Annotated in this window: 21 protein-coding genes; 2 read left to right on the forward strand and 19 right to left on the reverse strand. The window is 61.8% G+C overall.

Translation table 11 applies throughout. The features are described from left to right. Positions 1-5: 5 nt before the first annotated feature. Positions 6-3,320 carry an efflux RND transporter permease subunit gene (locus tag C6558_RS30215; protein ID WP_025428126.1) on the forward strand — a complete coding sequence of 1,105 codons (3,315 nt, stop codon included), beginning with the start codon at positions 6-8 and terminating at the stop codon, positions 3,318-3,320. A 235-nt stretch (positions 3,321-3,555) separates the two neighbouring features. Beyond that, the gene (locus C6558_RS30220) at positions 3,556-4,236 is read left to right on the forward strand and encodes a Crp/Fnr family transcriptional regulator (RefSeq protein ID WP_025428127.1); all 681 of its coding nucleotides are present in this window, start codon (positions 3,556-3,558) and stop codon (positions 4,234-4,236) included. Positions 4,237-4,437: 201 nt separating this feature from the next. Here the strand turns inward: C6558_RS30220 and ureG are convergent, their stop codons facing one another. The 19 genes from ureG to livM all read right to left on the reverse strand — a co-directional run bounded on the left by ureG (position 4,438) and on the right by livM (position 18,630). Next, positions 4,438-5,058, reverse strand: a complete 621-nt coding sequence (gene ureG / locus C6558_RS30225; protein ID WP_025428128.1) for an urease accessory protein UreG — start codon at positions 5,056-5,058, stop codon at positions 4,438-4,440. A gap of 130 nt (positions 5,059-5,188) precedes the next feature. Then, the gene (locus tag C6558_RS30230) at positions 5,189-5,860 is read right to left on the reverse strand and encodes an urease accessory protein UreF (RefSeq protein ID WP_025428129.1); all 672 of its coding nucleotides are present in this window, start codon (positions 5,858-5,860) and stop codon (positions 5,189-5,191) included. After that, positions 5,853-6,326: an urease accessory protein UreE gene (gene ureE / locus C6558_RS30235; protein WP_025428130.1), complete on the reverse strand. Its 474-nt coding sequence runs from the start codon at positions 6,324-6,326 to the stop codon at positions 5,853-5,855. Before ureE ends, C6558_RS30230 begins: the two co-directional genes overlap by 8 nt. A 1-nt stretch (position 6,327) precedes the next feature. Further along, positions 6,328-6,624 carry a putative quinol monooxygenase gene (locus C6558_RS30240; protein WP_025428131.1) on the reverse strand — a complete coding sequence of 99 codons (297 nt, stop codon included), beginning with the start codon at positions 6,622-6,624 and terminating at the stop codon, positions 6,328-6,330. A 94-nt stretch (positions 6,625-6,718) separates the two neighbouring features. Then, positions 6,719-7,258: a peroxiredoxin gene (locus tag C6558_RS30245; protein ID WP_025428132.1), complete on the reverse strand. Its 540-nt coding sequence runs from the start codon at positions 7,256-7,258 to the stop codon at positions 6,719-6,721. 195 nt (positions 7,259-7,453) lie between these two features. Further along, positions 7,454-8,155 (reverse strand): TIGR02117 family protein, encoded by a 702-nt coding sequence (locus C6558_RS30250; RefSeq protein WP_025428133.1) that lies wholly within the window; start codon positions 8,153-8,155, stop codon positions 7,454-7,456. Positions 8,156-8,168: 13 nt separating this feature from the next. After that, positions 8,169-9,881, reverse strand: coding sequence for an urease subunit alpha (ureC, locus tag C6558_RS30255; protein WP_057206528.1), 1,713 nt, complete (start codon positions 9,879-9,881; stop codon positions 8,169-8,171). A 4-nt stretch (positions 9,882-9,885) separates the two neighbouring features. After that, positions 9,886-10,533: a hypothetical protein gene (locus C6558_RS30260; protein WP_025428135.1), complete on the reverse strand. Its 648-nt coding sequence runs from the start codon at positions 10,531-10,533 to the stop codon at positions 9,886-9,888. A 2-nt stretch (positions 10,534-10,535) separates the two neighbouring features. Beyond that, entirely contained in the window at positions 10,536-10,955 is a 420-nt protein-coding gene (locus C6558_RS30265; RefSeq protein ID WP_371412313.1) for a lysozyme inhibitor LprI family protein, read from the reverse strand. Between the two features lie 5 nt (positions 10,956-10,960). Next, on the reverse strand, positions 10,961-11,266 hold the full coding sequence (locus C6558_RS30270) for an urease subunit beta (protein WP_025428137.1): 306 nt from the start codon (positions 11,264-11,266) through the stop codon (positions 10,961-10,963). A 19-nt stretch (positions 11,267-11,285) separates the two neighbouring features. Further along, on the reverse strand, positions 11,286-11,540 hold the full coding sequence (locus C6558_RS30275; protein ID WP_025428138.1) for a DUF1272 domain-containing protein: 255 nt from the start codon (positions 11,538-11,540) through the stop codon (positions 11,286-11,288). A 12-nt stretch (positions 11,541-11,552) separates the two neighbouring features. Beyond that, on the reverse strand, positions 11,553-11,855 hold the full coding sequence (locus tag C6558_RS30280) for an urease subunit gamma (protein WP_057216125.1): 303 nt from the start codon (positions 11,853-11,855) through the stop codon (positions 11,553-11,555). Positions 11,856-11,880: 25 nt separating this feature from the next. Continuing rightward, the gene (locus C6558_RS30285) at positions 11,881-12,714 is read right to left on the reverse strand and encodes an urease accessory protein UreD (protein ID WP_025428140.1); all 834 of its coding nucleotides are present in this window, start codon (positions 12,712-12,714) and stop codon (positions 11,881-11,883) included. A 117-nt stretch (positions 12,715-12,831) separates the two neighbouring features. Then, a complete protein-coding gene (locus tag C6558_RS30290; RefSeq protein WP_057216127.1) occupies positions 12,832-13,806 on the reverse strand; it encodes a D-glycerate dehydrogenase in 975 nt (324 codons plus the stop codon). Positions 13,807-14,032: 226 nt separating this feature from the next. Next, positions 14,033-15,151 carry a branched-chain amino acid ABC transporter substrate-binding protein gene (locus C6558_RS30295; protein WP_025428142.1) on the reverse strand — a complete coding sequence of 373 codons (1,119 nt, stop codon included), beginning with the start codon at positions 15,149-15,151 and terminating at the stop codon, positions 14,033-14,035. A 115-nt stretch (positions 15,152-15,266) separates the two neighbouring features. Further along, complete coding sequence (locus C6558_RS30300) at positions 15,267-15,611, reverse strand: DUF6867 family protein (protein ID WP_025428143.1); 345 nt, start codon at positions 15,609-15,611, stop codon at positions 15,267-15,269. 24 nt (positions 15,612-15,635) lie between these two features. Further along, on the reverse strand, positions 15,636-16,361 hold the full coding sequence (locus C6558_RS30305) for an ABC transporter ATP-binding protein (RefSeq protein ID WP_025428144.1): 726 nt from the start codon (positions 16,359-16,361) through the stop codon (positions 15,636-15,638). Further along, positions 16,358-17,245, reverse strand: a complete 888-nt coding sequence (locus tag C6558_RS30310; RefSeq protein WP_025428145.1) for an ABC transporter ATP-binding protein — start codon at positions 17,243-17,245, stop codon at positions 16,358-16,360. The genes C6558_RS30305 and C6558_RS30310 overlap by 4 nt, the downstream gene beginning before the upstream one ends. After that, on the reverse strand, positions 17,245-18,630 hold the full coding sequence (gene livM / locus C6558_RS30315; RefSeq protein ID WP_025428146.1) for a high-affinity branched-chain amino acid ABC transporter permease LivM: 1,386 nt from the start codon (positions 18,628-18,630) through the stop codon (positions 17,245-17,247). The genes C6558_RS30310 and livM overlap by 1 nt, the downstream gene beginning before the upstream one ends. Between the last annotated feature and the right edge of the window lie 3 nt (positions 18,631-18,633).

Genomic DNA, 18,633 nt, shown 5'->3' on the forward strand with positions numbered 1-18,633 from the left:
TGACCATGAACTTCTCAGCCTGGTCCATCCGAAATCCGATCGCTCCGATCCTCGCCTTCTTCGTGCTGCTGGTGCTCGGCTATCAGTCGTTCTTCAGCCTGCCGATCACCCGCTTCCCCAACATCGACGTGCCGATCGTGTCGATCAGCGTGGCGCAGAGCGGTGCCTCGCCGGCCGAACTCGAAACCCAGGTCACCAAGGAAATCGAGGACGCGGTCGCCAGCGTCACCGGCGTCGACCATATCCAGTCGACGATCAACGACGGCACATCGACCACGGCCGTGATCTTCCGTATGGAAGTACCCACGACCCAGGCCGTCCAGGACGTCAAGGACGCCATCGACCGCATCCGCGGCGACCTGCCCACCTCGATCGAAGAGCCCATCGTCTCCAAGGTCGACGTCGAAGGCCAGGCGATCCAGAGCTTCTCCGTCTCTGCACCGGGCATGTCGCTGGAAGAACTCTCGTGGTTCGTTGACGACGTCATCAAGCGCGAAATTCAGGGCAAGAGCGGCATCGGCCGGGTCGATCGCTACGGCGGTGCCGACCGCGAGGTTCGCGTCGAGCTTAGCGAGGACAAGCTGAATTCGCTGGGGATCACCGCCGCCGACGTCAATGGCCAGCTTCGACGCATGAACATGGACCTGGGCTCCGGCCGCGGTCAGGTGGGCGGCAGCGAACAGGCGATCCGTACGCTCGGCGACGCCCGCAATGTCGACCAGCTTGCCAACACGATGATCTCGGTGCCAAGCGGTCGCTTCGTGCGTCTTTCCGAACTCGGCACCGTGACCGATACCTATGAGGAGCCCCGCTCCTTTTCGCGCTTCAACGGCAATCCCGGCGTCACCTTCGCGGTCTTCCGGGCCAAGGGTGCCAGTGAAGTCAGCGTTGCCGAAACCGTTGCCAAGTCGCTGGAAAAGATCCGCGCGGCCAACCCTGACGTCACCATCGAGATGGTCGACGATTCCGTCTACTTCACCTACGGCAACTATGAAGCGGCCCTGCATACGCTGATGGAAGGCGCACTGCTTGCCGTCATCGTCGTCATGCTGTTCCTGCGAAACTGGCGCGCCACGCTGATTTGCGCCGTCGCCCTGCCGCTCTCGGCGGTACCGACCTTCTGGGTCATGGAACTGCTCGGCTTCTCGCTCAATCTCGTCAGCTTCCTGGCGCTGACGCTGGCGACCGGCATTCTCGTCGATGACGCGATCGTCGAGATCGAGAACATCGAGCGGCATATCCATATGGGCAAGTCGCCCTATCGGGCGGCGATCGAAGCAGCAGACGAAATCGGCCTTGCGGTTATCGCGACCACGTTCACGATCATCGCGGTGTTCATACCGGTGTCGTTCATGCCGGGCATCGTTGGCCAGTACTTCATCCAGTTCGGCCTGACTGTCGCCGTCTCGGTGTTCTTCTCGCTGCTGGTTGCACGGCTGATCACGCCCGTCATGGCCGCCTATCTGATGCGTCCATCCAAACTTGATGGACATCATCTCGAAGACGGCTACCTGATGCGCAAGTATACGCGCCTGGTTCATGCAACCACGAAGCGCTGGTACATGCGCTACCTAACGGTGCTCATCGCCATCGGCGTCACCGTGGCCTCCATGGCCGCGCTGTTCCTGTTCGTGCCCGGCGGCTTCCTGCCCCCGGACGACACGTCGCGCGTCAGCCTCTCCGTCGAACTGGCCCCGGATGCCATGCTCGAAGACACGGACCGCACGACCGCGCAGATCTATGAGAGGGTCAAGGACCTCGAGGGCGTGGACAGCGTCTTCGTGCTCGGCGGTGCCTCACCCAAGGGCGACCTGGAACTGCGCCGGGCTACCGTGACGGTGCTGCTGGAAAAGCGCGACCACTCGCTTCTCAACAAGATCGTCAACGACGTCATTGGCGGCCTGCCGGTCATCGGCCAATACCTGCCGAAGCTTGAGCCAGATGGCCGCATCATTCCTCAGGCCCAGATCGAAAAGGAAATCTTTGCCCGCGTCCGGGATATTCCGGACGTCCGGGTCATCAAGCTCAACGACCGCGGTGAGCGAGAGCTGTCCTTCAACCTGCTCTCGAACAACGAGACGGATCTGGACCAGGCCGTTGCAATTCTCGAAGCCAAGCTGCGCAGCGATCCACTCCTGGCCAATGTCAGCCCTGACGGCGCCCTGCCCCGTCCAGAGTTGCAGATCCGTCCGCGTGACGAGCAGATGTCACGCCTTGGCATTACCACCGCGCAAATCTCGGAAGTCATCCGTGTTGCCACAATCGGCGATATCGACGCGGCGCTGACGAAGATTGCCCTCGATGGTCGGCTCATACCGATCCGCGTCCAGATCAACCGTGACTTCCGCACGGATATCGCCGCGATCCGCAACCTGAAGATCCAGACCGCTTCGGGCTTGACGGTGCCGCTGTCGAGCGTTGCCGATATCAACTATTCAGAAGGCCCGAGTTCGATCAAACGTTACGATCGCAACCGTGTCGTTGCACTTGGCGCCGATCTCCCGATCGGCGTGGCGCTGAACACCGCCTCTGCACGGTTCGAGCAGATTGCAAACGATGCCGAGATGCCGAGCACGGTTCAACTCCTCAAGAGCGGTGACGCCGAGGTCGAGGAGGAGATGCAGGAAAGCTTCGTCAATGCCATGCTGCTCGGCCTGATGCTGGTGCTGGTGGTGCTGATCCTGCTGTTCAAGGATGTGATCCAGCCCTTCACCATCCTGTTCTCGCTGCCGCTTGCCATGGGCGGTGTCGCTGCCGGCCTGATCCTGACGCAGAACTCGCTGTCGATGCCGGTTCTGATCGGTATCCTCATGCTGATGGGCATCGTCACCAAGAACGCGATCCTGCTGGTCGATTTCGGTATCGAGATGATGCACCACGGCATGGATCGCACGCAGGCAATGATCGAAGCGGGCCGCAAGCGCGCCCGCCCGATCATCATGACCTCGATCGCCATGTCGGCGGGCATGCTGCCCTCAGCACTCGGCGTCGGCGAAGGTGGTTCGTTCCGGGCGCCGATGGCGATCGCGGTCATCGGCGGCATCATCGTCTCGACGATCCTCAGCCTCGTCGTGGTACCGTCCTTCTTCCTGATCATGGATGATCTGTCGCGCCTGCTCGCCTGGATCTTCGGCCGCCTCGTCGGCAAGAAGGACGAGGAAAACCTGCCGCTCGACCGCGAGGCGTTGACCGAATTCGTCAACGACCAGGGCAAGACGATCGAGGGCCTGGAAGAGCGCCTGAAAACGATTGAGGACGGGCAGTCGAAAGGCAAGCAAACGGGCAAGGTAATCAATCATCCGGCGCTCGCTGCCGAATAGTGGCCAAAAATCACCTGAAAATCGGGCCCGCACCCACCGGTGCGGGCTTTTTTGTGAGAATTGTTTGATCGAGGTCAATTGACGTTTCAAAAGCCCGGTTACCCTGACACCAGAGCATTTCCAGGAAAGTGCGAAGCAGCTTTTCGTCGGGAGATGCGTAAAAACGGGGAGCAAGAGCGTTTTCGTGCTCCTTCTAAGGCGGAAACGCTCTAGACTTTACCTCAGGGCCGGTGTGATGAAGACCTTGCGATTGAACTCGAATGACAGAGCGGTGCTGCTGGGCTCCCGCTTCTTCGAGAAGCTGTCACCGACAGCATCCGATGCCGTTCTCGAAGGCGCCGTCGTAACGAACCACGAAGAACACGACATTCTGTTTCATCAGGACGAACCCATTGACAGCGTCTTCTGCGTCCTGTCCGGCCTTGTGCGCGTCTACCGGCTCGGCAAGGATGGGCGCGAGGCCGACATCGCCGTCTTTCCAAAGGGTGAGCTCTTCGGTGAAAGCGCCATGTTCCTCGGGCACCGCGCCACCGCCAACGCACAGGCCATCGGGTCCTCGACCATCGCCCGCCTCGACAGCCGCAATCTGCGCAAGCTCGCCGAGCAGCATCCGGATATTGCCCAGGCGCTGATGGAGCTGCTCTGCCGTCATGGCCAGATGGCCGAGGACTGCCTGGCAGAGGATCGTCTTCTGACGGCGCCACAGCGGGTCGCGAGCTACATCCTCGGTCACTGCCCGGATGGCTCGACGACCTTCTCGTTCCGGCTGCCGTTCCAGAAGAATGTGCTGGCGGGCAAGCTGGGCCTGGCGCCAGAGGCGCTGTCGCGGGCCTTTTCGGCTCTTCGCCGCTCCGGCGTCACCGTTAAAGGACGCATGATCGAGATCCACGACCGTCAGGCGCTGGAACGGTTCTAGAGCATTTCCAGGAAAAGTGCGAAGCGGTTTTCCGTCCGGAAATGCGTAAAAACAAAGAGATAGAGCGTTTGTGCGGTTCCGTCTAAATCGGAAGCGCTCTAGCTAGCGGTCGCAGCAGGCCACAACGCAAAAGCGGAATCTCGTCGCCCACGATCACGAAGGACGACCATTCCTCCCTGTGGCCCCGGCTCGACCCAGGCGCTACCTCGAGCTAAGCCCGCCATGCAGCGTCAGGAAATCGACGATCCGGTTGACGCCGTCGCCGCGTTTCATGTCGGTGAAGACAAAGGGCTTTTCCGCCCGCATCCGGGTCGCGTCACGATCCATGACGTCGAGGTCGGCGCCGACATAGGGCGCCAGATCCCGCTTGTTGATGACAAGCAGGTCAGATTTGGTGATGCCCGGCCCGCCCTTGCGCGGGATTTCCTCGCCCTGGCAGACGGAGATGACATAGATCGTCAGGTCGGCCAGATCAGGCGAGAAGGTGGCGGCCAGATTGTCGCCGCCGGATTCGATGAAGACGATATCGAGATCGGGAAAGCGACGGTTGAGATCGGCGATTGCCTGCAAGTTGATTGTCGCATCCTCGCGGATAGCCGTGTGCGGGCATCCGCCGGTCTCGACGCCGACGATGCGGTCCGACGGCAGCGCCTGCATGCGCACCAGCGCTTCGGCATCTTCCTTGGTGTAGATGTCGTTGGTCACGACCGCGACCGAGTAATTCTCCCGCATCGCCTTGCAGAGCTTGTCCGTCAGCGCCGTCTTACCCGAACCGACAGGCCCGCCGATGCCGACACGCAGGGGACCATTCTTCGATGCCATGTGACGTTCCTTTCTAGAGCATTTCCAGGAAAAGCGTGAAACCTTCTCCGCTAGGAAACGCGTAAAAACAAAGAGATAGAGCGTTTCCACGTCTCCGTCCGAACTGGAAACGCTCTATGGCCGCGCACGCTTACGAGCGGAACAGCCGCGAATGCAGGGTCTCGTGTCTGAGAGATGAAATATCGGCTGCGATCGTGGCCGAGCCAAGGTCTTCCAGCGATGCGGCGCTCGCCTTTCGCGCCACTGCAGCGATGGTCGGCTCAAGGGCTGCGATCAGCCCGACGCCGTCACGTTGGCCGGTGACGCCGCAGCGAATGGCCACCGATACGGCATTGGATACGGACGCATGCAGATAGGCGGCAATCGCCGGCTCGAGGCCTGTGGCGTGGGCACCCGCAACCGCACCGACGGCGACCGGATAGGCGGTTCTTTCTCCCAGCCGATCGAGCACGGTGTGCGGCCAATGCCGCGCTGCCGCCAGAAAGGCTTCGCCCTGCAGCATGGTTTCCATGTGCCGTTCGCAACTTGCCGCCATCGCCTCGGCAAGCTCGATCACGGATTGAAGCTGCACCGGCTCGCCGAAACCGCGATAGGCTTCGCCAAGCAGCACCGCATCGTTCCAGCCGGATCCGTGGCAAAGAAGCGTCTCCAGCCACAGCCGCAGGCTCTCGATATCGCTGACATGGCCATCGTGAACTGCCTGCTCCAACCCGTTCGAATAGGAGAAGGCGCCGACCGGGAAAGCCGGCGACAGCCAGGTCACGAGGCGAAGCAGCGCCTGCGTGTCGACCCGTTCAGCCATGGTGATGGTGGTGGCCGTGATCGTGGCCTCCGGCCGCGTGATAAGCGCCGCGCAGCGGATGGAACGGCTCGGAGATTTCGACGACCGCCGCCCCCAGCCCCTCAAGCATCGCCCGAATGACCGGATCGCGGGAAATCAGGATGCGGCCTGTCTCGATCTGCGCCGGGAGGTGGCGATTGCCCAGATGCCAGGCCAGTTCGACGAGATGCAACGGGTCGCGCGGACGGATCTCGTAAAGCGCTTCGGATGCCGCAACGATGCGGATATGACCGCCACCCTCGAGCACCAGCAGGTCGCCGTCGGCCAGCATCACCGCTTCCTTCAGGTCAAGCATGACGACATCGTCGTTTTCGAGATGCAGCAGCTTGCGGCGCAGATGCCGCGCATCGTGGGCCAAGGTGATGCTGTGCAACGGCGCCTCGTCCCTGGGTCCGGGCGAAAGTACCTCGGTCGACCGATAGGGCATCTCAGAGCACCTCGACCTTTTCCGGGTGCACGAGCTCGATGCGCGCTTCGACCAGCAGATCCGCCGTCGCGACCTGGAACGCCTTCAGATGCGGCTCGGCAAAATGGGCGTCGACCGCGGCCTTGTCCTTCCAGGTTTCGACAAACACCAGCGCGTCGGGATCGGCAGGCTTTTGATAGAGCTCGTAGCTGATGCAGCCTGCCTCCCGCCGCGTTCCTTCGATCAGGGGCTCGGCCAGCGTCAGGATTTCCACGCCCTTGCCCGGGTGCGCCGTCAGATATGCAATAATGTAAACCATTGAACCCTCGACATCTTTTCTGCCTGGCACTGTAGCAAGAAAAAACCCCGGCGCTAGCACCGGGGTTTCAAAAATCGATCCGTCGTCAGCCGGATCAGGCTGCGAGCTTCTGCGACTTCAGCGTCTCGAGAATGTTCTGCGGCGAGGAAACGCCGTAGGGATCGCTGTCGCAATTGTCGGAGTAGCCTTCCTCTTCGAACCACTGTTCGACGACACCGTTGTTGACAACGGCAGCATAGCGCCAGGAGCGCATGCCGAAGCCGAGATTATCCTTGGCGACGAGCATGCCCATCTTGCGGGTGAACTCGCCCGAGCCATCGGGGATCAGCTTGACGTTCTCGAGGCTCTGCGACTTGCCCCAGGCGTTCATCACGAAGGCGTCGTTGACCGAGATGCAGTAGATTTCGTCAACGCCTTCGGAGCGGAACTCGGCCGTCAGCTTTTCGAAGTCGGGCAGCTGGAAGGTCGAGCAGGTGGGCGTGAAGGCGCCCGGCAGCGAAAACAACACGACACGCTTGCCGGCGAAGTAATCGTCGGAGGAAACGTCGTGCCAACGGAACGGGTTGGAGCCGCCGACGGCTTCATCGCGAACGCGGGTGCGGAACGTTACGGAGGGTACTTTTCTGCCGAGCATGGTCATCTCCTTCAGTGCAGGCACTCGATTGCGAGCGGCCTTGGGAGAACAGTCGCGATCGAGGAAAATATCAGCTCGTTTCCTACCGGAAATTCCGCTGCGGTGCAGCACGAAAGGCGTCGATTCACACCCGCGCATGGCAGACATGCGACAAGCGCATGCCTGTGGCGATCCCGAACCGGCGCGGACAATGTCTCAGTTGTGTAGCCGCAGGGACAGGCCAAGAGTGGAAGGCAAGGGATTCCAGAACCCCGTCTGCAGTCCGGCTTCTCTCAATGCCCGCGCCGTCCAGGTGTTGCATCCAAACAGTGCATTGAAGCTGCCCTCCGCCTCAAAGAAGCGGTCGGCATAACCATAGGAAAAGCCCTCGATCGGAAAGACGGCGCCGCCGTTCCTGGCAAAGCTTCCGGAGATGAACGTCATCAGCTTCTCGAACTCGGCGCGCTTGAGGTCAACGCTCGTAACCGACGGCTGGGGTTCGACGATCGCCCCGGCAATATCGACATGCATAACGGAACGGTCGAGCGCCAGCGCCCTCAAGACCGGCATTGGCTTCAGCTCCGACCATGTCGGCGTTTCCAGGTAGAACGAGCGGCCACCCCAGCCGAAGATCAGCCATCGCGCCTCCGGGTGATCCAGAGGCACGCCTGCCTCGCCGGCGAAGGCAAACCGCGTCCGCGTCTCGTCATTGAGGGGAATGGCGATATCGGTGTGGATCGGACTGGCGAGGATCAGGACGCGTTCGCCGGCAACAGCCGGCTCAACCGCAGCGGCCGTGGCCGTCTTCGGCAACAGCGGTCGCGGCACGACCATCCCGAGGACGACTGCCAGGACAAGACCCGACACCCCGTAGGCGGTCCACTTGAAGGCCCGCCAGCTACCGCTTTTTCGAGACAAAATCGTTTGCCGCTCAGAACAGGAAATAACGCTGCGCCATCGGCAGAACCGTCGCCGGCTCGCAGGTGAGGAGCTCGCCATCGGCCCGCACTTCGTAGGTCTCCGGATCGACCTCGACATGCGGCGTCAGGTTGTTGTGGATCATCGATGCCTTGCCGATGCCGCCGCGGGTGTTCTTGACGGCGACGAGCTGTTTGGCAACGCCGAGCCTGGCCGCCAACCCGCCATCGAGCGAGGCCTGCGAGACGAAGGTGACGGAGGAGTTCGTGCGGCTCTTGCCATAGGCGCCGAACATCGGCCGGTAGTGCACCGGCTGCGGCGTCGGGATCGAGGCGTTGGGGTCGCCCATCGGTGCTGCGGCGATCGTTCCGCCGATCAGCACCATGTCGGGCTTGACGCCGAAGAAAGCCGGTTTCCAGAGGACGAGGTCGGCGCGCTTGCCGACTTCGAGCGAACCGATCTCATGGCTGAGGCCATGGGCGATCGCCGGGTTGATGGTGTATTTGGCGATATAGCGTTTGACCCGGAAATTGTCGTTGTCGCCGGTTTCCTGCGGCAGCGCGCCGCGCTGGCGCTTCATCTTGTCGGCCGTCTGCCAGGTGCGGATCGCCACCTCGCCGACGCGGCCCATCGCCTGGCTATCGGACGAGATGATCGAGAACGCACCGATATCGTGCAGGATGTCTTCGGCGGCGATCGTCTCCTTACGGATCCGGCTTTCGGCAAAGGCGATATCCTCGGGGATCGACGGCGACAGGTGATGGCAGACCATCAGCATATCCAGGTGCTCGGCCAGCGTGTTCTTGGTGTAGGGTCGGGTCGGGTTGGTCGACGACGGAATGACGTTCGGCTGGCCGCAGATCTTGATGATATCCGGCGCATGGCCGCCACCCGCCCCTTCCGTGTGGAAGGCATGGATCGTGCGGCCCTTGATCGCCGCGATCGTGTCCTCGACGAAACCGCTCTCGTTCAACGTGTCGGTGTGGATCATCACCTGCACATCGTACTCGTCGGCAACACCAAGGCAGCAGTCGACGGCAGCCGGCGTCGAGCCCCAATCCTCGTGCAGCTTCAGCGAGGTCGCGCCCGCAAGCACCATCTCGACCAGCGCGGCGGGCAGCGAGGCATTGCCCTTGCCGGCAAAGGCAAGGTTCATCGGGAAGGCGTCCGCAGCCTCGATCATGCGGGCGAGATGCCAGGGCCCGGGCGTGCAGGTGGTCGCGAGCGTGCCATGCGCCGGCCCCGTGCCGCCGCCGAGCATGCAGGTGAGCCCGCTCATCAGCGCTTCCTCGATCTGCTGCGGGCAGATGAAGTGGATATGGCTGTCCATGCCGCCGGCGGTGACGATCTTGCCCTCGCCGGCGATCACCTCGGTGCCCGGACCGACGATGATCGTCACGCCAGGCTGCATATCGGGATTGCCGGCCTTGCCGATCGCCGCGATGCGCCCGTCCTTCAGCCCGATATCCGCCTTGACGATGCCCCAGTGGTCGACGATCAGCGCGTTGGTGATCACGGTGTCGACCGCACCCGCCGCTCGCGTCACCTGGCTTTGGCCCATGCCGTCGCGGATCACCTTGCCGCCGCCGAACTTCACTTCTTCGCCATAGGTGGTGAAATCCTTCTCCACCTCGATGAACAGTTCCGTGTCGGCCAGCCGAACCTTGTCGCCGACCGTCGGGCCGAACATGTTGGCATAGGCCGCGCGCGACATTTTGTAGGGCATGGGTTCAGGCTCCTTGGGACAAGTCTGAAGAAGAAGGGGAAAGACGGCGAAGACGGCCCTCGGCCGCAAGTGCGTCGACGTACCGGCGCTCGGCGGCAAAGGGATGCCACTCCCAACCGACATGGCCGAAGCCAGCCAGAACGACCAGATCGTCGGCCGATGCAAAACCGGAAAGCACGTCGGCAATCACGACCATGCCGCTCGACGGCACGACATAAGGCGTGGGCGCGAACCGCGACAGATCCCGGTCCAGCTGCTCGTGCGCTGCGAGGGGGACGACCCGATGCACCCGGCCGGTCGCCGTTGTAAAACTCTCGAAACCGCAAGTGTAGTCGTCGCAGAAGTCGTCGAGATCCGGATGCGTTTCGGCCAGTGCCGCGCGCATGCCGGCAAACTTTTCAGCCGACCGAACGCTCCAGATCTCGCGTGCCTGCCGCACGGCGGCGCTGTTCTTCCAGCGCCCGCCACCAAGCATGGCAAGCGCCGGCCGGCCAGTATTGCAGACGGCGACGATATCGGTCCTCGCCCCGCCGGTGCCGACAGAACGGCAATCGTTGAAACGAATGACGACATCGGCCGTATCGATCGTTGCCGCAGCGCCTTCCGGCACTTCTCCATTCCCCACGATCATGATGGTGCGGCCAGACATCAGCGCTAGTTTTCCGTGGGCTCGAGCAGCTCTTTGAGTTCCGTGGTGCGGGCCGCAGTCAGCTGCGCCAGGCAGCCGGATACCAGCATCGGCTCCATCGATCCGCCGCGCGCTTCGAAGCCGGCAAGCTCGCACTGGCCGTCGCGGTAGCCGATCCAGGCGCGCTGCGCCTTCTTCAACGCCTCCTCCGCGCCGACATAGTCGGCGCTGATGTCACCCAGTTCCTTGTCCTTGGCCCGCATCGCCGCAACGGTCTGCTTGTAGACCGTGTTGAGTTCAGCGTCGGCCGCCTCATAATCCTTGTTGGAGCAGATGTTCATATCCGCCTGCGTCATTGCATTGGCGCAATCGACATCATCCTCCTGCGCCAGCGCGGGCATGGCCGCCAGCAGCAAGGCGCTCGCGATAAGCGTCGTTCGCATCATCATGCTCAAAGCTTTCCCATGACCTGCTGGCGGAAACCAAAAACCTCGCGCTTGCCCGAAAGCGGGATGAGCGTGACCTGTCTTTTCTGTCCCGGCTCGAAGCGGACGGCGGTGCCTGCGGGAATGTCCAGTCGTTTGCCATGGGCGGCACTGCGATCGAAGTCGAGCCCGGCATTGGTCTCGGCAAAGTGATAGTGGCTGCCGACCTGCACCGGCCGGTCGCCGGTATTGGAGACCTCGATCGTCACCGTCTCAAGCCCGTGGTTGAGTTCGATATCGCCGCTTGCGGCAATGATTTCCCCTGGGATCATCTGAGTTCCCTCTCCCTTGTCAGGCCGCGTCGACGTCGGCGCAGCCGAGCGGCTTCAGCACCCGTTCGGTCGATGCCGGATATTTCACAAGCAGCGCGGCCGGGCGTACCGGGCGCCGGGTAAACTCGCCGCCGCAGTTCGGGCAGGTGCCACCGAGCGTGCCTTCGACACAATCGACGCAAAAGGTGCACTCGAAGGTGCAGATCATCGCGTCGCGGCTCTCTGGCGGCAGATCCTTGTCGCAGCATTCGCAGTTCGGACGCAGTGCCAACATGTCTCAGCCTCCTCAGCGGATCGGTTCGTGCACAGTGACGAGCTTGGTACCGTCAGGGAAGGTCGCCTCCACCTGGATGTCGTGGATCATCTCCGCGATCCCCTCCATCACCTGTGCACGGGTGATCACATGGGCGCCCGCCTCCATCAGCTCCGCGACCGATCGGCCGTCACGCGCACCTTCGACAACGAAGTCAGTAATCAGCGCGATCGCCTCTGGATGATTAAGCTTGAGTCCGCGCTCCAGGCGGCGGCGGGCAACCATCGCAGCCATGGAAATCAACAGCTTGTCCTTTTCGCGCGGGGTAAGATTCATGCGTCGCCACCGGTTTGATTGTGGATTAGAGGACCCAGACTTTCGGCACTGTCTCTTGCTTGCGCAAGTGCGAAATGACCGGGATGAGGATTTTTCTGAGCGAGAAGCCGTCCGCGGCAGCAAAGCGCGCAACCAGCTTGTCGCGACCACCGAGCTTGATGTGGCTGACGCCCGCCCCCACTTGCGTTTCGAGGAGTGCGCGCAGCCGCGGCAGCAGCAATTCACAATCCGGTCCGGTGTAGAACAGCGTCGCAAATGCCACGCTGCCGCCGAGCACTGCAGTCCGGGCGACAAGAGCGGCGATATCATCGGCAAAGGTCAGGTTTTCGGCATGCAACAGCCGGCCGCCGACGCGAATGCGCCAGCGATCTCGCAAGAGGCCTGTCTGCATCGCTTCGCCCATCGCCTTGCGGCCGAGCAGCACGGCCTCGACGGCAAGGAACGTCGCGCCGTCCTCGAGCTCGACATCGAGCGAGCGTGTCAGCGATGCGCGGTCGAACAGGATCGTCTCCTGCGGCAGCCAATCGACGCGTGCGCCAGCCGCCACGTCGATGCGTGTCGTGACATCGACCGTGCCGGCACTCGCCTTGTAGATCTTCTCGCAGGCCTGCGTGGTGACGGTGAGCTCGGTCGCCGCACCGGCCTCGATCTCCCAGAGCATGCGGTCGCCGCCGGTGAGCCCACCCGACGAGTTGATCAGCACGGCTTCCATCGAAGTATCGAAGGTTTTCGGCAGCCGAATCTTTGCGCAGCCTTCCTGGTAAAGCTCGGCAACGCGCGTTTGACCGACGGCCACTTTCGCGACCAGTCGTCCTTTTCCGAACGCCCGCTGCGGGGCGATGATAGCCGCATTGCTCATGTTCATCGGCCGACATCGTCGGCATCCCGAGGCGCCAAGTCAAGCTATTGTTTTGCAAAGAAAATCGGCAAGGTGATTGCTTTATGGGCAGCGTTTGCCCATCAAACAGCCACCATCTCAGGCGACCCTATCCGGCGGCTCTCGCCCCTCGAAGAAGGCGGTGATGTTGTCGACCACCTTCATGCCCATCGCGACGCGTGTCTCCTCGGTCGCGCTGCCGAGATGCGGCAGCAGAACGACATTTTCGAGCGCCCGCAGGCCCTCCGGCACATTCGGTTCCGCCTCGAAAACATCGAGGCCGGCGCCTTTGATCACTCCGTTCTTCAGCGCCTCGATCAACGCCGGCTCGTCGACCACATCGCCGCGCGCGGTGTTGACGAGATAGGCGCCCTTTTTCATCATCGCCAGCCGCTCGGCATTGATGAGGTGCCGGTTCTCGCCACCGCCGGGGCAGTGCAACGAGACGAAATCCGCAATCGCAAGCACCTCGTCGACGGTACCGAGCTGGCGCGCGCCATAGCGTGCGGCTTCCGCCGCATCGACACGCGAGCGGTTGTAGAACACCACCTCCATGTCGAACCCGAAATGGCAGCGTTTTGCCATCGCCTTGCCGATGCGGCCGAAACCGATGATCCCCAGCGTCTTGCCGGTCACCTTGCTGCCAATCATGTGGGTCGGCCGCCAGCCGGTCCATTCGCCGGCCCTGATCTGACGCTCCCCTTCGCCCGCACGCCGCGCGACGGCAAGCAGCAGCGTCATGGCGATATCGGCAGTGCAATCGGTCAGAACGCCGGGCGTGTTGGTAACGGCGATGTTTGCGGCCTTGGCGGCGGCAACATCGATGTGGTTGTAACCGACACCATAGTTGCCGAGGATCTTTGCCCTGATGTCGCCGCCGTCGAACAGGCTTGCCGGCAGGCGGTCGGAGACCGTCGGCAGCACCGCGTCAAAGCCGCGCAGCGCCTTTGCCAGCTGATCGGCCGACATCGGTACGTCGCTCTCGTTCAAGACGCCATCAAACCGCTCGGCCAGCACGCGCTCCACCGCTTCGGGCCAACGGCGGGTGACGAGAATGCGCGGCTTGGAACTCATGGGACAACCTCTAAAAACAGAATCGTTCGGCGATAGTGCACGAAATGACGGCGAGAGACAGCCCGCGCGGCCCAACGAAAGAGGCCCGGTGCAATGCCTTGCCGAGGCGAAGTCCGACGAGAATCATCGCCATCCCCGTTAACACCCGTCCAGAAACAAAAAGCCCGGCGATCGCTCGCCGGGCTTTCGAAGTTCTGACGTGGTTCAACGAACCTCGAAGCGAGATTTACTCGTTTTCGAAGTAGCTGTACTTGCCGTCTTCACCCTTCTTCCAGGTGTACATGACGTAGTCCGGACGGGTGATGTCGCCCTTTTCGTCATAGCCGAGTTCGCCAATTGCGGTCTTGAACGGGCCTTTGGCCTTGATCGCTTCGGCAACGGCCTGCGGATCGGTCGTGCCGCCAGCCTTGGCAGCTTCGGCGACAACCTGCAGAGCAGCGTAGGCGTAGAGCGTGTAGGCTTCCGGTTCGAAGCCGGCGGCGCGGAACTTCTCGACGAGTTCCTTGGCAGCCGGGTTCTTGCGCGGATCCGGAGCAAACGTCATCAGCGTGCCGTCAACAGCGTCGCCTGCGATCGAGGCCAGTTCGTTCGAAACGATACCGTCGCCCGACATCAGGGTAGCCTTGAGGCCCTGGTCCTTCATCTGGCGCATGATCAGGCCAGCTTCGGTGTGCAGACCGCCGTAGTAGACGATCGAGACGCCGGCTTCCTTCATCTTGGCGATGAGGGCCGAGAAGTCCTTGTCGCCGGTGTTGATGCCTTCATAGAGGGCTTCATTGAGGCCGGCTTCGTTCATCGACTTCTTGGTTTCGTCGGCAAGGCCCTGACCATAAGGGGTCTTGTCGTGAATGACGGCGATCTTGGCGTCCTTGTGGTTGGCGGCAAGGAAGGCGCCGGCAACTGCGCCCTGCTGGTCGTCACGACCGCAAGTGCGGAAGGTGTTCCAGAGGCCGCGCTCGGTGAACTGCGGGTTGGTGGAAGCCGGCGTTACCTGGAGAATGCCGTTTTCGGCATAGACTTCCGAAGCCGGGATGGACACGCCCGAGTTGAAGTGGCCGACAACGAACTTCACGCCGTCAGCGACGAACTTGTTGGCGACCGAAACGCCCTGCTTGGCGTCGGAAACGTCGTCGCCGAGTACAACCTTGATCTGTTCCCCATTGATACCGCCGGCAGCATTGATGTCTGCAGCAGCCTGTTCGGCACCTTTCTGCAGCTGTGCACCGAACGCAGCGTTCGGGCCGGTCAGCGGGCCAGCAACGCCAACGAGAATATCAGCCCATGCGGTGCCGCTGAAAGCGACCATTGCCGACAGCGCAACGGCCGACAGAAGAGACTTTTTCATTTTGTTACTCCCAATTATCCGAGCGGGTCTCGTTACCAACCTGCGCAATGCCCACCGTAATTCGCGCCGGTATTTCTTTCGCACCGGCCGCGGCGGCCGGCGCGCGCTGTTCCCATTATTTGGCTTTCCAGGAGAAAGGCGAAGCCTTCTCATAGAGCCAATAGTAGTTATTGGTCATTTGCTTGGTCCGGTAGTACCGGAAACCTGCGGTAGCAAACAACAAAAGTACGACCGTGTCCACGATATAGTAATGCAGACTGAACATCGTACCTCCGAACAGGGCGTGGTGCACGAAGCGGATCCCAAGCCCCAGCAGCGCCACATAGACGAAGAGGCGCGGAAGCTCCTCCCAGCCCTCGGCGACGCTCTTTCCCGTTCTCCACGCGGTCCAGCCGCCCAGAACACAGGTGATGAAAAGAAACTGCCAGACCGACACTTCTTCGTAGAGAATACCCTGCATGTCACAAACTCCAGATGCGGCGCATCAATGGCGGCCGCCTTCGAGATAGGCCGCGCGGACTTCCGGATTGGCGAGCAGTTCCTTGCCCGAGCCGCTCATCGTCACGCGGCCGTTGACCATCACGTAACCGCGGTCGGAAAGCTTCAAGGCGCCGAACGCATTCTGCTCGACGAGGAACACGGTCAGTCCCTCTTCCTTGTTCAGCTTCTTGATGGCTTCGAAGATGCCCTTAACGATCAGCGGCGCCAGGCCGAGCGATGGCTCGTCCAGCAAAAGGAGCTTCGGGCGCGCCATCAGCGCGCGGGCGATCGACAGCATCTGCTGCTCGCCGCCCGAAAGCGTACCGCCGCGTTGAGCCTGGCGCTCCTTAAGTCGCGGGAACAGCGAGAACACCTTCTCGGCGTCCTCGTTGAAATGTTTGAGGTTGTCGAGGCTTGCGCCCATCTGCAGGTTTTCGAATACGGTCATGCGCGGAAAAATGCGACGGCCTTCCGGCGACTGCGCGATGCGAAGACGCGCGATCTCGTGCGTCGGCATGCGGGTAATTTCCTCACCTTCGAACATGACCGCGCCGGTGCGCGCCTGCGGGCTGCCGCAGATCGTCATCATCAGCGTCGACTTGCCAGCGCCGTTGGCGCCGATCAGGCAGACGATTTCACCGCGATGCACTTCGACGTCGACGCCGTTCAGCGCCCGGATATTGCCGTAGTAGGTCTCGACGGCCTTTACTTGCAGCAGAGGCGCGCTCATGGCTTGGATCCTCCCTGTCCGCCTTCGATTTCCTCGATTTCTTCGATCACCTCTTCGACCTCTTCATCCTCGACACCCAGATAGGCCGCAATGACCCTCGGATCGTTCTTCACGAAATCCGGGTTGCCGTCGGAAATCTTCTGACCGTATTCCAAAACGACCACGTGGTCGGAAATCTCCATCACCACCGACATGTCGTGCTCGATCAACAGGATCGAGGTGCCGGTTTCGCCGCGGATACCCTGCAGCAACTCGTTGAGCGCCAGCGATTCACGCGGATTGAGACCGGCTGCCGGCTCGTCAAGGCATAGGAGTTCCGGTCCGGTGCACATGGCGCGGGCGATTTCGAGCCGCCGCTGGGCGCCATAGGGCAGATCGCCGGCCGGGTCGTCGGCACGATCGACCAGCGACGCCTTTTCCAGCCAATGGCGGGCAAATTCGATCGATTCTTTCGAGGCCTGCTTGTAGGCGGGAAAGCCGAGCAGTCCGAGGAAGGTATAGCCCGACGCCTGCATCAGCTTGTTGTGCTGTGCGACCAGCAGGTTTTCCAGCACCGTCAGGCCGGAGAACATCCGGATGTTCTGGAAGGTGCGCGCGACCTTGGCGTGCTTGGTGATCTCGAAATCCGGCAGGCGCTCCAGCAGATATTCCTTACCGGACTTCTGCTTCATGGTGATCATGCCCATGGTCGGCTTGTAGAAGCCGGTGATGCAGTTGAACACCGTGGTCTTGCCGGCTCCGTTCGGGCCGATCAGCGCGGTGATGTCACCGCGATAGGCTTCGAAGGAGAAGTCGTTGATGGCCATGAGACCGCCGAAGCGCATCGACAGGTGCTCAACCGAGAGAATGGGATCTTTTGTCATTGTCGTTGTCTCGAGGGCCATCAGCCATGCCCTTCCTTGGTGAAGCTGCCGGAGATCGCCTTGCGTTCGCGCAGGAACGCTGTCGGCTCACGCGAGCCGACAAAACCGCGCGGCTTCCAGACCATCACGACGACCATCGCCAGGCCGAAGATCAGCATACGGTAGAGTTCAGGCGTGAAGTCCGGTCCGAAGATCGCCTTCAGGAAGGAAAGCTCGCGCAGGATTTCCGTGCCGCCGATCATCGCCACCGCGGCGATGGCGATACCGGTGAGCGAACCCATGCCACCGAGAACAACGATCGCCAGAATGACCGCGGATTCGAGGAACACGAAGGATTCCGGCGAGACGAAACCCTGGCGCACGGCGAAGAACGAACCTGCGATGCCGCCGAACATGGCGCCCGTTGCAAAGGCGGTAAGCTTTGTCGTGACCGTGTTGATGCCGAGCGAGCGGCAGGCGATCTCGTCCTCGCGCAGCGCTTCCCAGGCGCGGCCGATCGGCATCCGGCGAAGGCGGATGGTGACGAAGGCCGTCAGCATGCAAAGGCCAAGGATCAAATAGAACAGGAAGATCTTGTAGTAGGCCGACGACATGGGGAGCCCCATCATCGCTGCAAAACCATCCTTGGAAGCGTCGAACTTGATGCCGAACAGGGTCGCCTTGGCGATGCCGGAGACGCCGAACGTTCCCTTGGTCACTTCGGTCCAGTTTATGAGGACAAGCCGTATGATTTCCCCGAAGGCGAGCGTGACGATCGCCAGGTAGTCACCCCTTAGCCGCAAGACCGGGAATCCGAGGACCATGCCCCAGCAGGCCGAGAGAATACCGGCAACCGGCAGCAGAACCCAGAAGGAGAGCCCGAAATAAGTCGACAGCAGCGCGTAGGAATAGGCACCCACCGCGTAGAAGGCGACATAGCCGAGGTCCAGCAGACCTGCCAGGCCGACGACGATGTTGAGGCCCCAGGCGAGCATCACGTAGATCAGGATCTGGACGCCGAAATTGTCGACCCACTTCAGCGAGCCCTGCGCACCGACGAGCGCCACGATCACAGGCGGATAGAGAACGAGCGCAATGATCGCGATCTTCGAGAAATTGCGCTTGAAGAAGCTCTCTTCCCTAACGACCTCCTCCGCTTCGGCCTTGGCGGCCTTGCGGCGCGCCATTGCCGGCTGGATATAGGCGACCATCAGGAACCGGCCGACGGCGGCGACGATCACGAAGATCGCAAGCAGACCCCAGCGCTGGTTGAGGACCAGCTCGTTGCGAATGTTCTGGTCGCTCTTCAGGCCGACGAACAAGACGAAGAGGCCGAGAGAGATAAGGCCCGCGAAGACAGCCTCGCGCAGGGCCCGCGCCGTCAGATCACTGCCGGCGCTTGCAGATGTAGAAGCAATGTTTGCCATTGA

It is taken from the genome of Ensifer sp. NM-2 (assembly GCF_003024455.1).
Taxonomy (GTDB): Bacteria; Pseudomonadota; Alphaproteobacteria; order Rhizobiales; family Rhizobiaceae; genus Ensifer; species Ensifer canadensis.

Excerpts from the sequence above, each read along its gene's own strand:
- C6558_RS30215 (WP_025428126.1), top strand. The coding sequence starts at position 6 with ATGAACTTCTCAGCCTGGTCCATCCGAAATCCGATCGCTCCGATCCTC.
- C6558_RS30220 (WP_025428127.1), top strand. The coding sequence starts at position 3,556 with ATGAAGACCTTGCGATTGAACTCGAATGACAGAGCGGTGCTGCTGGGC.
- ureG (WP_025428128.1), bottom strand. The coding sequence starts at position 5,058 with ATGGCATCGAAGAATGGTCCCCTGCGTGTCGGCATCGGCGGGCCTGTC.
- C6558_RS30230 (WP_025428129.1), bottom strand. The coding sequence starts at position 5,860 with ATGGCTGAACGGGTCGACACGCAGGCGCTGCTTCGCCTCGTGACCTGG.
- ureE (WP_025428130.1), bottom strand. The coding sequence starts at position 6,326 with ATGCCCTATCGGTCGACCGAGGTACTTTCGCCCGGACCCAGGGACGAG.
- C6558_RS30240 (WP_025428131.1), bottom strand. The coding sequence starts at position 6,624 with ATGGTTTACATTATTGCATATCTGACGGCGCACCCGGGCAAGGGCGTG.
- C6558_RS30245 (WP_025428132.1), bottom strand. The coding sequence starts at position 7,258 with ATGCTCGGCAGAAAAGTACCCTCCGTAACGTTCCGCACCCGCGTTCGC.
- ureC (WP_057206528.1), bottom strand. The coding sequence starts at position 9,881 with ATGCCCTACAAAATGTCGCGCGCGGCCTATGCCAACATGTTCGGCCCG.
- C6558_RS30265 (WP_371412313.1), bottom strand. The coding sequence starts at position 10,955 with ATGATGCGAACGACGCTTATCGCGAGCGCCTTGCTGCTGGCGGCCATG.
- C6558_RS30270 (WP_025428137.1), bottom strand. The coding sequence starts at position 11,266 with ATGATCCCAGGGGAAATCATTGCCGCAAGCGGCGATATCGAACTCAAC.
- C6558_RS30275 (WP_025428138.1), bottom strand. The coding sequence starts at position 11,540 with ATGTTGGCACTGCGTCCGAACTGCGAATGCTGCGACAAGGATCTGCCG.
- C6558_RS30280 (WP_057216125.1), bottom strand. The coding sequence starts at position 11,855 with ATGAATCTTACCCCGCGCGAAAAGGACAAGCTGTTGATTTCCATGGCT.
- C6558_RS30285 (WP_025428140.1), bottom strand. The coding sequence starts at position 12,714 with ATGAGCAATGCGGCTATCATCGCCCCGCAGCGGGCGTTCGGAAAAGGA.
- C6558_RS30290 (WP_057216127.1), bottom strand. The coding sequence starts at position 13,806 with ATGAGTTCCAAGCCGCGCATTCTCGTCACCCGCCGTTGGCCCGAAGCG.
- C6558_RS30295 (WP_025428142.1), bottom strand. The coding sequence starts at position 15,151 with ATGAAAAAGTCTCTTCTGTCGGCCGTTGCGCTGTCGGCAATGGTCGCT.
- C6558_RS30300 (WP_025428143.1), bottom strand. The coding sequence starts at position 15,611 with ATGCAGGGTATTCTCTACGAAGAAGTGTCGGTCTGGCAGTTTCTTTTC.
- C6558_RS30305 (WP_025428144.1), bottom strand. The coding sequence starts at position 16,361 with ATGAGCGCGCCTCTGCTGCAAGTAAAGGCCGTCGAGACCTACTACGGC.
- C6558_RS30310 (WP_025428145.1), bottom strand. The coding sequence starts at position 17,245 with ATGGCCCTCGAGACAACGACAATGACAAAAGATCCCATTCTCTCGGTT.
- livM (WP_025428146.1), bottom strand. The coding sequence starts at position 18,630 with ATGGCAAACATTGCTTCTACATCTGCAAGCGCCGGCAGTGATCTGACG.